13 protein-coding genes are annotated in these 15,542 nt (G+C 64.2%); 4 read left to right on the top strand and 9 right to left on the bottom strand.

Annotation, left to right across the window (positions count from 1 at the left end; translation table 11 throughout):
• Positions 1-3: 3 nt before the first annotated feature.
• The 7 genes from ABGM93_RS08900 to ABGM93_RS08930 form a co-directional block, all read right to left on the bottom strand.
• Entirely contained in the window at positions 4-1,191 is a 1,188-nt protein-coding gene (locus tag ABGM93_RS08900) for an acyl-CoA dehydrogenase family protein (protein ID WP_321505436.1), read from the bottom strand.
• A 70-nt stretch (positions 1,192-1,261) separates the two neighbouring features.
• The gene (locus tag ABGM93_RS08905; protein ID WP_321505438.1) at positions 1,262-2,464 is read right to left on the bottom strand and encodes an acetyl-CoA C-acyltransferase; all 1,203 of its coding nucleotides are present in this window, start codon (positions 2,462-2,464) and stop codon (positions 1,262-1,264) included.
• A 45-nt stretch (positions 2,465-2,509) separates the two neighbouring features.
• Complete coding sequence (locus ABGM93_RS08910; RefSeq protein WP_321505440.1) at positions 2,510-3,301, bottom strand: SDR family NAD(P)-dependent oxidoreductase; 792 nt, start codon at positions 3,299-3,301, stop codon at positions 2,510-2,512.
• A 5-nt stretch (positions 3,302-3,306) separates the two neighbouring features.
• The gene (locus ABGM93_RS08915; RefSeq protein ID WP_321505443.1) at positions 3,307-4,080 is read right to left on the bottom strand and encodes an SDR family oxidoreductase; all 774 of its coding nucleotides are present in this window, start codon (positions 4,078-4,080) and stop codon (positions 3,307-3,309) included.
• Between the two features lie 2 nt (positions 4,081-4,082).
• Positions 4,083-5,393: an acyl-CoA dehydrogenase family protein gene (locus ABGM93_RS08920; RefSeq protein ID WP_321505447.1), complete on the bottom strand. Its 1,311-nt coding sequence runs from the start codon at positions 5,391-5,393 to the stop codon at positions 4,083-4,085.
• Between the two features lie 29 nt (positions 5,394-5,422).
• A complete protein-coding gene (locus ABGM93_RS08925) occupies positions 5,423-6,202 on the bottom strand; it encodes an enoyl-CoA hydratase-related protein (protein WP_321505450.1) in 780 nt (259 codons plus the stop codon).
• Positions 6,199-7,509, bottom strand: a complete 1,311-nt coding sequence (locus ABGM93_RS08930) for a 3-hydroxyacyl-CoA dehydrogenase NAD-binding domain-containing protein (protein ID WP_321505452.1) — start codon at positions 7,507-7,509, stop codon at positions 6,199-6,201. Before ABGM93_RS08930 ends, ABGM93_RS08925 begins: the two co-directional genes overlap by 4 nt.
• A gap of 617 nt (positions 7,510-8,126) precedes the next feature.
• Here ABGM93_RS08930 and ABGM93_RS08935 point away from each other — a divergent pair.
• From ABGM93_RS08935 to ABGM93_RS08950, 4 genes are all read left to right on the top strand, one after another.
• Positions 8,127-8,996: an enoyl-CoA hydratase gene (locus ABGM93_RS08935; RefSeq protein ID WP_321505454.1), complete on the top strand. Its 870-nt coding sequence runs from the start codon at positions 8,127-8,129 to the stop codon at positions 8,994-8,996.
• A 13-nt stretch (positions 8,997-9,009) separates the two neighbouring features.
• A complete protein-coding gene (locus tag ABGM93_RS08940; protein ID WP_321505456.1) occupies positions 9,010-10,092 on the top strand; it encodes a phosphotransferase family protein in 1,083 nt (360 codons plus the stop codon).
• 203 nt (positions 10,093-10,295) lie between these two features.
• Entirely contained in the window at positions 10,296-11,477 is a 1,182-nt protein-coding gene (locus ABGM93_RS08945) for a TAXI family TRAP transporter solute-binding subunit (RefSeq protein ID WP_321505458.1), read from the top strand.
• A 160-nt stretch (positions 11,478-11,637) separates the two neighbouring features.
• Positions 11,638-13,629 (top strand): TRAP transporter fused permease subunit, encoded by a 1,992-nt coding sequence (locus ABGM93_RS08950; protein WP_321505460.1) that lies wholly within the window; start codon positions 11,638-11,640, stop codon positions 13,627-13,629.
• A 19-nt stretch (positions 13,630-13,648) separates the two neighbouring features.
• On the opposite strand, the gene ABGM93_RS08955 is transcribed toward ABGM93_RS08950, so the two are convergent.
• Together ABGM93_RS08955 and ABGM93_RS08960 are read right to left on the bottom strand one after the other, a co-directional pair.
• Positions 13,649-14,335, bottom strand: coding sequence for a TetR/AcrR family transcriptional regulator (locus ABGM93_RS08955; protein ID WP_321505462.1), 687 nt, complete (start codon positions 14,333-14,335; stop codon positions 13,649-13,651).
• A 280-nt stretch (positions 14,336-14,615) separates the two neighbouring features.
• A complete protein-coding gene (locus ABGM93_RS08960; protein ID WP_321338409.1) occupies positions 14,616-15,410 on the bottom strand; it encodes an enoyl-CoA hydratase-related protein in 795 nt (264 codons plus the stop codon).
• Positions 15,411-15,542: the final 132 nt, after the last annotated feature.

Genomic DNA, 15,542 nt, shown 5'->3' on the forward strand with positions numbered 1-15,542 from the left:
GATCTAAAGCTCCAGCATCGTCTTGGTGAGGATGTTGCGTTGGATCTCGTTGGATCCGCCGAAGATCGAGGTCTTGCGGTTGTTGAAGTAGGTGGCCGCGTTGTGCTCGGTGTCCTTCGGGCCCATGACGAGATTGCCGTCGGTGATGTGTCCGGGGAAGGGAGCCGCCACGGGGCCGAGCGCCCGGCGCGCCAGATCGCGCAGTTCCTGCCCGATGAGCGTGCCCTTGATCTTGAGGATCGAGGTTTCCGGCCCAGGCTGGCCCTGCTTCTGCGCGGTGTAGAGCATGCGCAGATTGGTGATCTTCATGGCCTCAAGCTCGCTTTCGACGCGTGCGATGCGCACGGCGAAAAGCGGATCCTCGATCAACGGCTTGCCACGGCGCTTGGTTGCGCGCGCCAGCGCCTTCACCTCTTCCACCGCCTGCATGGAAATGCCAACGCCCGCAATGTTGGTCCGCTCGTGGGTCAGCAGGTACTTGGCGATGGTCCAGCCCTTGTTCTCTTCGCCGACAAGGTTTGAAACCGGAACCTTCACGTCGGAGAAAAAGACCTCGTTGACCTCATGACCGCCCTCGATCAGACGGATGGGGCGCACTTCGATACCGGGAAGATCGATGTCCATCAGCAGGAAGCTGATGCCTTCCTGCGGCTTGCCGTCCTGCTTGGTGCGCACAAGGCAGAAGATGCGGTTGGCGTGCTGGCCGAGCGTCGTCCAGGTCTTCTGGCCGTTGACGATGTAATGATCGCCGTCACGGTCCGCGCGCGTCTTCAGGCTGGCGAGATCGGAGCCTGCGCCGGGTTCCGAATAGCCCTGCGCCCACCAGTCCTCGCCGGACAGGATCCGCGGCAGGATTTCGCGTTTCTGCTCGTCATTGCCGAATTTCTGGATCACCGGGCCAAGCATGTGCGGGCCGAAGGCGACGATGCGCGGGGCGTAAGAGCGGCTGCATTCCACGTCGAAGATATAGCGTTCCACCGGCGTCCAGCCGGGCCCGCCATATTCCTTCGGCCATGTCGTGCCGAGCCAGCCCTTCTTGCCCAGAATTTCGTGCCATTCCTGATAGATCTCGCGCGACAGCTCTTCGCCGGAGCGAACGGCAGCGGCGATATGCTCAGGCAGCTCCGCATCGAGAAACGCGCGCACCTCTGTGCGGAACGCTTCTTCCTCAGGTGTATAGGACAGATCCATGATGCGATCCTTGTCATTCCATTAGGGTTGCCGCGCATCGCGAAGATGCGCGGAATTCATGCCTGCCGGTTCAAAGAACCTCGAAAAGGCCCGCAGCGCCCATGCCGCCACCCACGCACATGGTGACGACGACATGCTTCGCCCCGCGCCGCTTGCCCTCGATCAGCGCATGGCCGACCATCCGCGCACCCGACATGCCATAGGGGTGGCCGACGGAAATCGCGCCGCCATTGACGTTCAGGATCTCGTGCGGAATGCCGAGCGTGTCGGCCGAATAGAGAACCTGACAGGCAAAGGCCTCGTTCAATTCCCAAAGGCCGATATCGTCCATGGTGAGGCCATGGGCGGCCAGAAGCTTCGGCACGGCGCGCACCGGGCCGATGCCCATCTCGTCCGGATCGAGACCGGCGGCCATGACGCCGACATAGCGGCCAAGCGGGGAAAGCCCGCGCTTCGACGCCTCGCCCGCTTCCATGATCACGCAGGCCGATGCGCCATCGGAAAGCTGGGAGGCGTTGCCCGCGGTGACGAAGCGGCCTTCCGGGATCCGCATGCCGTCCTTGAAGACGGGCTTGAGACCCGACAGGTCTTCCAGGGTGGTCTGCGGGCGATTGCCCTCGTCCTTGGTCAGCAGCACGTCCTGATAGGAAACCTCGCGGGTTTCCTTGTCGACAATGGCCTTGGTGGAGGCCAGCGGGACAATCTCGTCGTCGAACTTGCCCGCAGCCTGGGCTGCGGCGGTACGCTGTTGAGAGCGCAGGGAATACTCATCCTGCGCCTCGCGGGAGATGCCATAGCGATCCGCCACCACTTCCGCCGTTTCCAGCATGGACATGTAGAGATCGGGACGGTGTTCCTCGATCCACGGATCGGAGCGGTGATCGGTGCGGTAATTCTGGTTCTGGACCAGAGAGATGGATTCCACGCCGCCGCCGACCGTGATCTGCATGCCGTCGCTGATGACCTGCTTGGCGGCTGTGGCGATGGCCATCAGGCCGCTGGCGCACTGGCGGTCCATCGACATGCCGGCAACGGAGGTGGGAAGCCCTGCGCGGATCGCCGCCTGACGGCCGATATTGCCGCCGGTGGAGCCCTGCTGGATCGCGCAGCCGATCACGCAATCCTCGATCTCGGAACCGTCGAGCCCGGCACGCTTGACCGCGTGTTCGACCGCGTGGCCGATCAGGGTCTGGGCCTGAGTGTTGTTGAACGCGCCGCGATAGGCCTTGCCGATCGGCGTGCGCGCCGTGGATACGATGACTGCCTCACGCAATTTGAGGTCTCCTCCCTTGGCCCCGATATCACGGGGCTATGTCCTTCAGTTCGTTTTCTGGCTGCCCGGCTTCAGCTGGCCGTAAGCCGCGTTGAGCTTGCGCATGCCCGCGATCCAGCGGTCGGTATCGTCGGCCCGGCGGCGCATGTAGGTGCGCACCTCAGGGTGCGGCAGCACGAGGAATTCGCCCGCCTCCACCGCCCGGATACCGGCCGCGGCCACATCCGCCGGTTCCATCATTCCGTTGACGCTGGCCACACCGTTTTCGCGGCCCGCCGTCATGTCCGTTCGCACGGCCTGCGGACACAGAAGCGTGACGCCGATGCCAGCATCGCCGTGGGTGAGGCCAAGCCATTCCGCAACCGCGACCGCCGCGTGTTTGGTGACCGCGTAGGGGGCCGAACCGACCTGGCTCAGGAGCCCCGCAGCCGAAGCGGTGATCAGGAAATGACCGCCGCCGCGCGCCGTCATGCGCGGAACCAGATGGCGCGCCGCCCAGACATGGGCCATCACGTTGATCTTCCAGATGCGCTCCCAGTCCGCATCCGGCGTCTCGAAGCCGCCGCGCAGGATGATCCCGGCATTGCCGCAAAAGAGATCGATGGGACCGATATGGGTCTCCGTCTCATCGATGAGGGCCGCGATTTCCGCCTCCTGGGAAACGTCCACGCGCCAGGCGATGCCGCCCGCCTCGCGGGCAACGCGCTTTGCGCCCTCCCCGTCAATATCGGCGGCAACCACGTTGGCAGCCCCCGCCCTGGCTGCGGCAAGCACCAGTTCGCGCCCGATGCCCTTCGCCGCGCCCGTGACAACCACCGTCTTTCCTGCAAGCTGCATGGGCCTCAACTCCACATCGCGGAGCCGCCGCAGACGGTGAGCGCCTGGCCGGTCATGTAGCTGCTGGCGTCGGATGCGAGGAAGGTCGCGATGCCTGCGAAATCCTCCGGCTCGCCCAGACGGCGCAGCGGGATCTGGCTGTTGGCTTTCTCCTCCGCTTCCGGGTTGTCCCACAGCGCGCGGGCAAACTCGGTGCGCACCACGCCGGGGCAGATCGCGTTGGCGCGGATGCCGTCGGGCCCGAATTCCAGCGCGAGGTTTCGCACAAGCCCCAGAAGCGCCAGCTTCGAGACGCCATAGACGCCCAGCGTCGGCGAGGGTTTGAACGCGCCGATGGAAGAGGTGAAGATCAGCGAGCCCCGCCCCTTCGCCTTCATGTCGGAAACCACGAGACGCGACAGCCAGAGATTGGCCTGCACGTTGGTGGTCATGATCTTCTGGAAGGCATCGTCCGGGATTTCCGAGATCGGCCCGTAATGCGGGTTCACGCCCGCATTGCCGATGACGATATCGATGGGCCCGGCCACAGAACGCGTCTGCTCCACCAGTGCCTCAAGGTCCGCCTGCCGCCCGGCATTGGCGGCGATCGCGTGAACGCGATCGGCACCGATGGCGGCGTTGATTTCGGCGGCAGCGGCATCGAGCTGGTCCTGCTTGCGCGAGGAAATCACCACCGTTGCGCCATGGGCGGCCAGCGCCTCGGCCATTGCCCGGCCCATGCCGCGCGAGGCGCCTGTCAGAAGCGCGACACGGCCCGTCAGATCGAAGAGCTTCGTCATGGTCACGGCCCCTCGAAAATCTCGCTGGCGGTCTTGAGACCGGCAGCGTGACGACGTTCGTTGGAGGCCACGAAGGCCTTGCGCTCGGCACGGGCGACGACGGCGTGGTGAACCTCGTCCGGGCCGTCGGCCAGGCGCAGCGTGCGCTGCTTCATGTACATCTCGGGCAGATCCGTCCACTGGCTCAAGCCCGTCGCGCCATGGACCTGCATCGCCTGATCGATGATGGAACAGACCTTCTCCGGCACCATCGCCTTGATCATGGAGACCCAGACGCGGGCTTCCTTGTTGCCGAGCACGTCCATCGCCTTGGCGGCTTTGAGAACCATCAGACGGCAGGCCTCGATCTCGATGCGGGCGCGGCTGATCGTTTCCATGTTCTTGCCGAGATCGATGATCTTGCGTCCAAAGGCCTCCCGCGAGAGACCGCGCGCGATCATCATGTCGAGGGCCTTTTCCGCAGCGCCGACCGAACGCATGCAATGGTGGATACGGCCCGGCCCCAGGCGAAGCTGACTGATCTCGAAGCCGCGTCCCTCGCCCCAAAGGATGTTCTCAGCCGGGACGCGCACATTGGTGAAGCGCAGGTGCATGTGGCCGTGCGGCGCGTGGTCCTGGCCGAAGACATGCATGGGGCCGAGGATTTCCACGCCCGGCGTATCCATGGGCACGAGGATCTGGCTCTGCTGGCGGAAGGTCTCGGCCTCCGGCGAGGTCTTGACCATGACGATCATGATCTTGCAACGCGGATCGCCCGCACCGGAGATGTAGTATTTCTCGCCGTTGATGACCCATTCGCCATTCTCAAGCACCGCGGAGGTGCCGATATTGCGGGCGTCCGACGAGGCCACATCCGGTTCGGTCATGGCGAAGGCGGAACGGATCTCGCCGTTCAGAAGCGGCTTCAGCCAGGTGTCCTTCTGCTCGCGGGTGCCGACACGCTCCAGCACTTCCATGTTGCCGGTGTCGGGTGCGGAGCAGTTGAGCGATTCCGCCGCCAGCGGGTTCTTGCCAAGCTCAACCGCGAGATAGGCGTAGTCGAGATTGGAAAGACCTTCGCCCGTCTCGGCATTGGGCAGGAAGAAGTTCCAAAGCCCCGCTTCCTTGGCGCGGGCCTTCAGACCTTCGAGGATCTCAAGCTGGCCGGGCGCATAGGAAAAGCGTTCGGTGCGATTGGCACCCAGCTTCTCGTATTCCTCCAATGCCGGATCGCAATGATCGCGGACATGGGCGACCACCTTGTCGAGCAACGGACGGGCCGCCTCCGACATGGCGAGATTGTTCAGTTCTGCGGGCCATTGTCCCGAAACCATCGTCGCTCCTCCCTGAGCCGTGACGTTTCTTATCGGTTCTTCCATTCAGGCTTGCGCTTCTCCACGAACGCATTGACCCCTTCGGCGAAATCCTCCGTTTCGCGCAGATCCATGAGCACCTGGCGGCTGTAGAGCAGGCTGGTGCGCAGGTTGTCCATGTCATCCATGTGGCGCAGCACACGCAGCGTGGCACGGATGGAAGACGGCGAGACGGAGGCGATCTCGTTCGCCTTCTCCATCGCCTTCGCCATCAGTTCGTCCGGCGCAAAGACCTCGTTGACGAAGCCGAGCCTCTGGCCTTCCTCCGCCGACACCTTGCGGCCGGTGAGAAGGAGATCCACGGCGGGTTTGCGCCCGATCTGGCGGGTGAGACGCTGCACGCCGCCGGTGGCCGCAAAGAAACCAACCTTGGGTTCCGGCAACGCGAAGGTGGCGTTGCTGGAGGCAAGGATGATGTCGCAGGCAAGAGCGGTCTCGAAACCGCCGCCCATGGCGACACCATTGACGGCGGCGATGATCGGCTTTTCCAGATCCATCCGGGACGTCAGCCCCGCAAAGCCGCTCGCAGGCGGCTTCATGCGCCCGCCCTGGGCGGTGTATTTCAGATCGTTTCCGGCGGAAAAGGCGCGCTCGCCCGCCCCGGTCAGAACCGCGACCCAGAGATCGGGATCGGCCGCGAAATCATCCCAGATCTGCGACATCTCATGGTGCATGGGCGCATGAACCGCGTTCATGACATCCGGGCGGTTCATGGTGACGACAAGAACCCGGCCCTCGCGGCGTGTGGTGCAGAATTCCAGATCGCTCATGCTGCCTTCCCCCGCATGGACGCCGTCTTCAGACCGCCGAAATCGAGATCGAGGAAGGAGCCGCCGGACTCGCTAAGACGGCGCAAGCCTTCCGCCGGAGCGAAGGCGGGATCGTCCGCGCCAAGCTTTTCCATCGCAGCCAGAATGCGCGGCGCACCGACCTGATCGGCCCAGAACATCGGGCCGCCCGTTTCGGCGGGCCAGCCATAGCCGTTGAGCCAGACGACATCGATGTCGGAGGCGCGCTGGGCCTTGTTCTCTTCCAGGATCTTCACCGCCTCGTTGACCATCGGATAGAGGCAGGCGACGACGATGTCTTCGGCCGCCATCTGACGGGGCTCCGCGCCCGTGATCTCGCGGATCAGGCCGGCGGTGACGGTGGAGGGACGGCCTTCGCGGCCTTCATATTCGTACCAGCCCGCGCCGGTTTTCTGACCACGCCGACCGATTTCGCACAGCGCATCGCGCACGGGGAAATCTGTTTTCGCCCCCGGCGCCCAGCCGATATCGAGGCCGGCGAGGTCCGACATCTGATAGGGGCCCATGCGGAAGCCGAAATCGGTGATCGCCTTGTCGATATCCCAGGGCATGACGCCGGAGAACATCAGCTTTTCCGCCTGAAGCCTGCGCGCGCGCAGCATGCGGTTGCCGACGAAGCCCCAGCAGACGCCGACGAGGACGGCTATCTTGCCGATGGTCTTCGCAAGATCCATGGCGGTCGCGACGACATCGTCTGCCGTCTTCTCTGCGCGCACGATCTCCAGCAGTTTCATGACATTGGCGGGCGAGAAGAAATGCAGCCCGATCACGTCCTGAGGCCGCGATGTGGCGGTGGCGATCTCGTCGACGTCGAGCGCGGACGTGTTGGTCGCCAGAATGGCGCCCGGCTTCGCGATCCGGTCGAGCTCGCCGAAGATCTTCTTCTTCAGGTCCAGATCCTCGAAAACCGCCTCGATGACCAGATCGCAATCGGCGAAGGCGGCCATGTCGAGGACACCCTCGATGCGGCCCATGCGGGCTTCAAGCTCGTCCTGGGTGAAGCGCCCCTTGTCGCAGCTGCGCTGGTAGTTGGCCCGGATGACGCCAAGGCCGCGATCCAGCGCCTCCTGCGTGGTATCGCGGATCTTCACCGGGATGCCTGCGGTCGCGAAATTCATCGCGATACCGCCACCCATGGTGCCCGCCCCGATGATGCCCACGGATTTCACGGGCCTGCGGGCAACATCCGCACCGATACCCGGCACGTTCCACGCAGCCTTCGCCGCCTCCGCCACATAGGCGGCGGCGTTCTCAAATGTGTTGGTCATGATGATCGCTCGCAAGATTTCGGGAAATGCTTGAATTCGCTGAAGGCGGGGAGCGGTGACGGACATGCCTCGGCATAGGCGGCACCGAGCCGACCCAGCCCGCGTTGTTGCGGCTGCATCCTTGCGGGTTTGCCCATGACGGGCTGCGTCGCGGCTTGCACGATCCTTCATCCTCCCCTTGTCGCAAGGTTTCGCCTCTCGCAGAGCGTTGCGCAGCGCCCCACGGATCGCGGGGCTGCGGCGCAACGCGAACGGGGCGCTTTGCCTTGCCTTTTCGTCCGGACCGCATGGCGATGACGCGCATCGCAGCCTCCCAGCAGCGCCCCTGACGTTTGTCAGGATTTGCAGAAGCCCAAACGAAAAGCAAGCAGAATTTCGGATGGTCTCGCTTGGGACCTGCGGATCGGGGCGATCCGGCGCGGGAGCGTCTGCCCCTGCCACAGGCGCGCCCCCGACACAGCTGCCCCCAAAGACCGGTTTGGGAAATTTCGTGCATTGACCCTGCGGCACAGCGCGTCTAGGAATCAATCCTGACAGTTGTCAGGAATCATCGGCACGTTTCGCGTTGGCATGAGCCGGGAGGGCTTCGACCACGACGGGACGGGAGGGAGGAGCCAATGAACGCCTACGAGGGGAACGCCTACGAGGAGATTCTCGTCGAGAACACGGAACGCGTCACGACGATCACGCTGAACCGACCGGAACGGCTGAACGCCTGGACGCCGCGCATGGCGGATGAGGTGCGTCATGCGGTGGGGGGTGCCGGTCACGATCCCGATATCCGGTGCATCGTGGTGACGGGCGCGGGCCGTGGCTTTTGCGCAGGGGCCGAGGTGCAGAACCTCGAAATCACGGCCAGCCGGGGCAAGACGCGCGGCGAGGAAGTGCTGCACCCCAACGACATCGCCTTTGAAAACGTGACCGCGGAGACCGGCGCCCCCGATCTCGACGGACTTTATCCGGGCCGGTTCGGCTATCTCTATGACTGCCCCAAGCCGGTGATCGCCGCGATCAACGGACCTTGCGCGGGGATTGGCCTCGTTTTCACGCTCTATTGCGATTTCCGCTTTGCCGCCGCCGACGCCAAGTTCACCACGGCCTTTGCCGCTCGCGGACTGATTGCCGAGCATGGCAGCGCCTGGCTTTTGCCGCGGCTGGTGGGCGAGCAGACGGCGCTCGATCTGATGCTGACGGCGCGCAAGTTCACCGGCGAAGAGGCGGCCCGCCTCGGGCTCGTCAACGCGGCCTGTGCGGGCGAAGACCTGATGGATGTCGTGCGCGAGAGGGCAGCGCACCTGGCGGTCATGTCCTCGCCGCGCTCCATGGCGGTGATGAAGCGCCAGATCCGCGCTGCGCGCCAACAGGCTTTTGCCGATGCCCTCACCGTGGCGGACGACGCCATGCATGCAAGCTTCGGCTCCGCCGATTTCCGCGAGGGCGTTGCAAGCCTCGTGGAACGTCGCACGCCCGCCTTTCCCGATCTTTGACGGCAGGAACCTGATGACAATGGCCCATGCCGGATCACCGGAACTGGAAGCCCCGCGCGCCGCGCATCGTTTCGACGAGGCCCGCGTGCGCGACTGGCTTGGCGAGGCGCTGGGCACGGATCCCGGCCCACTCTATGTGCAGCAATTCGAAGGGGGCATGTCGAACCCGACATTCCTGCTGACGACAAGTGCCGGCAAACGCTACGTGTTGCGCAAGAAGCCGCCGGGCGAGCTGCTTCCGCGTGCCCATGCGGTGGACCGGGAATACCGGATCATCAACGCGCTTCAAGAGACCCCCGTGCCGGTTCCCGGCACGGTCGCCTTTTGCGACGACATATCGGTGATCGGCGTCGATTTCTTTCTGATGGATTTCGTGGAAGGTCGGGTGATCGCCGATCCGGCCATGGGGCCCGTGCCCCTTGCAGAGCGCCGTCCGCTCGCCTTCGCGCTGGTCGACACGCTGGCGGAGCTTCACAAGGTGGACTATGAGGCCGTCGGCCTTGGCGATTTCGGACGCCCGGAAGGCTTCATGGCCCGTCAGGTTAAGCGCTGGAAAGGGCAATACGAGACGGCGCGCAGCGCCCTGCCCGCCTCGCTTGATCACTCCGACATGGACTGGCTGGCAGCCTGGCTGGCCGAGCAGGATTGCATCGCGGACGAGGCAACCATCGTTCACGGCGATTTCCGGCTCGGAAACGTGATCATCGACCGGCATGAACCGCGACCGTTGGCGGTGCTCGACTGGGAGCTTTCCACGATCGGGCATCCGCTTTCCGATCTCGCTTACCTGATGCTGCCCTATCACCTGCCCCACATGCAGGACCCGTCCACAAATGGCGCGCCCACGCACGACGATATGCTGGCGCGCTACGTGGCATCTTCGGGCCGTTCGGGACTTGAACACTGGCCGGTCTTTCTCGCCTTTGCCTGTTTCCGCTACGCCGCCATCGTGCATGGGGTGGCGGCGCGGGCGGCCAAGGGGAATGTCAGCAGTGCGCGGGCCGACCCGATCCGCGATGCGCAACGGGCCATGACGGTCGCCCGCATCGGGCGCGACATTGCGCTGGATGCGGAAGGCGACACACGCTCAAGTTGACGTTACGGTAGTATTTATTGCGGAACTTGTTGACAGGGAGGCGATTGGCCCCAATCCTGTCATTTGTCAGGATCTAGATGAAGCCCTGCCCGTCCTTTCGGGTTCGTCCCGAAAGGCATCCGGTGACCTGCTCGATAAGGCAGGCCCGGTCCCCATCTTGGGGATTGAACGGGGAACACCACAGGGACCTGAGGGAGGAACACATGAAAACCTTTGCTATCGCCGCGGCGGCCTTGATCGCGGTCGGCCTGCAGGCCGGGCCTGCGCAGGCGCAGGACAACTACGCATGGCCCCGGATGCTGGTTGTCGGCACGCCGGGCACCACCACGGGCAGCTTCGCCTCCACCAACGGATGGGGGCCGGTCATGGAAAAGCAGACCGGCATGAGCGTGCGCATCGTGCCGGAGGGCAACGAGATGGCGCGTCTTCAGCGCCTGACCGTGAAGAAGAACATTCAGATTTCCTCCACCTCGTCCGCCGAAATCCGGAGCCAGGTGGAAGGTATCGGGGCCTATGCGGCGGTGCCGGCGCAGCCCGTCTACATTCTCTGGCATCACAACGACACGCCGTGGGGTTATGTGACCTCCGGCAACTCTGACCTGACCAGCCTGAAGGATCTCGCCAAAGGCGGCTACCGCATCTCCACCGGCGTCTTCTCGCCCACCCTTGTCACCTCGGTGAAGAAGGGACTTCCCGCCTTTGCCGGACTGACGCCGGAAGAGGCGCAGGACAAGTTCATCTTTGTGCCCGCCTCCAGCTATGCGGAAAGCTGTCGCGCGGTGGTCGAGGGCCGGGCAGACATCGCGCTGTGCGCCACGATCAGCTCGCTTCTTTCGGAAATGGAAGCCGCTCCCGGCGGCATCAAGTGGCTGCCGATGGACACCTCGGACAAGGACGGCTGGAAGGGCTATGGCAATGCGCGGCCCATGGTCGTGCCGGGCCCGATCTCCATGGGCGTCAAGAGCGCCATCGGCGTGGAGGGCTCCACCTCCAACTTCCTCTACATGGTGCGTTCCGACACCGACGAGGATTTCGCCTATCACATGGCGAAGTGGTTCGCGGAATCCTTCGACGATTACAAGTCCACCCATCCGCTGGCGGCCCGCATGTCGGTCGAACGGTTCCGCCATTACCTCAACAGTTCGCCCCTGCCGGTGCATCCGGGAACAGTGCGCTACCTGAAGGAAATCGGCCTCTGGGACGAAGAGGACGATGCGTGGAACAACGCGGCCGTCGCGCGCATGGATGCCTGGGTCGCGGCGCGCAACGCGGCGCTGAAGGAGGCCATGTCGCAAGGCATCCGCCCCTCCCCCGACGATGAAGCGTTTCTGGCGATCCTGAAGAAGCATACCGCGGATCTGGAAGGCTTCCGCGTCCGCCTCTAGCGCGGGGTTCGCCCAAGAGAACGCGCTTTGACGCCGCGATGAACAGCCGGAGGGGCACATTGCGCCTCTCCGGTCCGGGCAATTGCCGAAGGCGAGGCTGGAATTGTGTGGCCTCCCCCCGCAGAGCGGGCGCCTTCGCGCATTCAGGGTTTTTTTTGACATGGTTCAGGACGACAGCGCGCAGGGTCAGGCCAGCGTTGCGGGGGCGGCTTCAAGCGATCAGCAGGCGCACCTGCCACCCGGTGAGGTGACCCGGTTGGGGGCCTCCTATTCACCCGGCAGCATCCTCTTCACCCTGCTTTGCACCCTCGGCATCACGCTCGGGCTCATCAACACGTTCGGCATCCGCCTCGCCGGCGAGGTGATGCTGGAAGGGCAGTATTACTGGCTGTTCATCGGCCTGTTTCTCGCCGCCGCCTTCATCGCCATTCCGGCGCGCGCGGGGTCGCGAAAGATCTCTGTCCTCGACATGGGAGCCGCCGCCATAGCCCTTGGCGTCTCAGTGTGGTTTGCCACGAATGCCTGGAACATGGTGTTTTTCGGCTGGTCTAACTTTCCCGCCGGGATCGTCATCTGGCTCCTGATGCTGGAACTGGCGCGGCGCTCTGGCGGGCCTGCCTTTTTCCTCGTGGTGCTGTTGCTGGGGCTTTATCCGCTCGTCGCCGACCGGATGCCCGGTCTCCTCATGGGCATTCCCTACGATTTCAACTCCATGATCGAGGCCCATGTCTTCCGCCCGGAAGGACTGATGGGCATCACCACCAAGATCGTTGCGCAGATCGTACTGGGCTTTCTGGTCTTTGCAGGCGTGCTGATCGCGACGGGGGCGGGCGAATTCTTCATCGATCTCGCCAATGCAGGCTTCGGGCGCTTTCGCGGCGGCCCGGCCAAGGTCGCGGTCGTCGCGTCCGCCTTTTTCGGATCGCTGTCGGGCTCGGTCTTTTCCAATATCGCGGGCACCGGCACGATCACCATCCAGACCATGAAACGCGGCGGGTATCCGCCCCATTATGCCGCCGCCATCGAGGCCTGCGCCTCCATGGGCGGGGTCGTAATGCCGCCGGTCATGGGCGCGATCGCCTTCGTCATGGCGATCACCATCGGGGTTCCCTATTCCACCGTGTTGCTGGCCGCGATCCTGCCCTCCGCACTGTTCTATTTCGGGCTGCTGCTTCAGGTGGATGCCTTCGCTGCGCGCCGGGGCCTTGAAGGCCGCAAGGAGCGCGGCGAGCCCATCGGGCCGATCCTCAAGCGGGGCTGGCCATTTCTCTTCGTGCTGGGCTTTCTGATCTGGGGCCTGCTGGTGATGCGCTGGGAGTATTACACCCCGTGGTATGCGTCCGCCCTGATGCTGGGCCTTGCCGTCTTCAACAAGAAGACACGGCCCACGCCCGCCCGGCTCTTTCATACCGCGCGCCAGATCGGAGTGCTCATCACGCAGACGGCGGCCATCATCCTGCCCATCGCCTTCGTGGTTTCGGGCCTGACGATCACCGGCGTGACGGGCTCGCTCACCTCCGGTCTGGTGGCGCTTGGCGGCGACAATCTCTATCTCGTCATCGCCCTCGGCATGATCGCCTGCTTCATCATGGGGCTCGCGGGACTGGCGATCATCGCCTACATCTTCCTAGCCGTGACGCTGGCCCCCGCCATCATCCAGCTAGGCGGGCTGAACGAGGTCGCGGTTCACTTCTTCATCGTCTATTACGCGATGCTGTCGGCCATCACCCCGCCGGTGGGCGCGGCTGCGTTTCTCGCGGCGACCATCGCCAATGCCAAGCCCATGCGCACCGCCTGGACGGCCATGCGGCTCGGGATCGTGATCTATTTCGTGCCGCTGTTCTTCCTGTTCCAGCCCGCGCTTGTGCTCCAGGGCGATCTCCTGCCACTGGTGCATGTGCTGCCGTCCATCATCATCGGCATCGCGCTGATTTCAGCGGGCTTCGAACGCCACCTGATCGGGGTCGGAGACGTGCGCACGATCTGGCGCTTGCCGCTGGTCGCGGTCGGCTTCGCGCTCAGTTTTCCCGGCCTGTGGACGACGCTCGCCGGCGGCAGCCTGGCGGTGTTTCTGGTGGCGATGGTGTGGCGGGACAACCGCCAGCCGCGCGTGACGGGCAAGCATGGCAAGCCGGTGGAAAGCCCGGCCTGAACACCGATCACGGCAGGGCTCAGATCGGCGTGTCGACAACCTGCTGGATCATCGCGGCGGCGGCGGTTGCCGAGGCTTTGATGAGCTCTTCGGGCGGCCGGTCGCGCTGAAGCCAGCTGCGCATCGGACCGAAGGTCGCGAGATAGACCAGCAGGTTTGCCAGGATCTCGAACCGCGGGTCGTCCTCACCAAGCTTGAAACGCTTGCGCAGTTGCGCCGCCGCGTCGTCGATAAGCTGGCTTTCACGCTGGCGCATGGCCTTGCGATCATGGGCCTGCATGTGCGGCACCGTGCGGTAGACGAGCAGCGCGCCCTTGCCCTTCTTCATCCATGTCTCGCGAAAATACTCGCGAAGCACATCCTCCAGATCGCGATCGAGCTGGCCCAGCAATTCCGGCAGGGGCGTCACGTCGGGGCGAAACCAGAGCTGGTTGAGGAGGCGACGCAGGATGTCGTTCTTGTTGGCGATATAATCGTAGATGCTCGCCTGATTGACGCCGGAACGCGCGCAGATATCGCGGATGGTGGTGGAGGCGAAGCCCTTTTCCAGAAACAGCTCCAGCGCCGCGTCGCAGATCTGTTCCCGCCGCTTCTGCTTCAGATCCTCGTTCTGAACCACCCGGATGTCGGCTTCGTCCAGAGTGCTGTTGTCTGGTGTGCCGTCTTCCAGCCCGTCAGCGATGTCGGAATTCTTGTCGCCTGCCACGTCTCTGCTCCGGATGCCTCTTCGCGGTCTCGATCCGACGAGGCCGCCCATCGGAGCCCTGAGCGCACAAAGGACCGGGACGGCCTTCGCTCACGATACCCCCATTGGCGGCATTTTGCCGGGTAAGGGGGAAGAAATGCAATAATCTATAAGCCTATAGCAACAACCTTCCCGCTTGCATGGCGCAAAACCTGACGATTGTCAGGCATAAGGAACACAACTGAGGACACGGGCGTCGGAAAATTCGGGCCGATGCGGCATCGGCCCGACCTCCATGCGGCTAGGCGCCACTGAAGACGGGCTTGCGCTTTTCCAGAAAGGCCGAGACGCCTTCGCGAAAATCCGCTTTGCCGATCATGTCCATGAAGAGGGCGCGCTCTGTTTCCAATTGGTCGGCGAGATCAAGCTCCATGGCGCTGTCCATCAGGCGGTTGAACCCGCCATAGGCAAGCGTCGGGCCGCGGGCCACCTTACTGGCGAGAGCCTCCGCCTGGGTTGCGAGTTCGTCTGAGGGCACCACCTTCGAGACCAGGCCTGCGGCCTTCGCCTCGGCTGCGCCCAGCGCCTCCGACAGCACGAAAAGCTCGGTCGCCTTCGTGCGCCCGACCTTGCGGGCGAGAAACCACGTGGCCCCGCAATCGGGTGTCGCGCCGAGACGATCATAGGCGATGACGAAACGCGCGCCTTCATCGCAGATCACCAGATCGGCGGACAGCACGAGGCTGAGCCCCGCCCCGGCGGCGGCTCCGCGCACGGATGCGATGACCGGAGCGGGATGTTCGCGCAACGCCAGAAGCGCCGGGTGCATGGCATCGAGAATTGCATTGACCACCTGCGCCGCCTGGCCCGGATCGGAACCGAAGGCGGAGATATCGCCGCCCGCCACAAAGGCCCGCCCTTCCCCCGATATCAGGATCGCGCGCACGCCCGGGCTCGCCGTCACCGCCTGAACCGCCGCCAGAAAGGCCTGCGCGGTCGGCACATCGACCGCGTTCAGCACCTCCGGCCGGTTGAAGGTGATGGTCGCAACACCCCTTTCCTCATCGACATTCCACAAGACCGCCTGAGCGCTCATGCCATTCCCCCCATTCTCGTTAAAATTACCATTCCTCTAAGCAAGGATGGAACGCGTCTTGAGGGATTTCAAGGCCGCCCGGCTTATCGGCGTCACTCACAGTGCTGCCGCAAAGCGCCCTGGGTGCCGGAT

Source organism: Breoghania sp. (genome assembly GCF_963674635.1).
In the GTDB taxonomy this organism is placed as follows: domain Bacteria; phylum Pseudomonadota; class Alphaproteobacteria; order Rhizobiales; family Stappiaceae; genus Breoghania.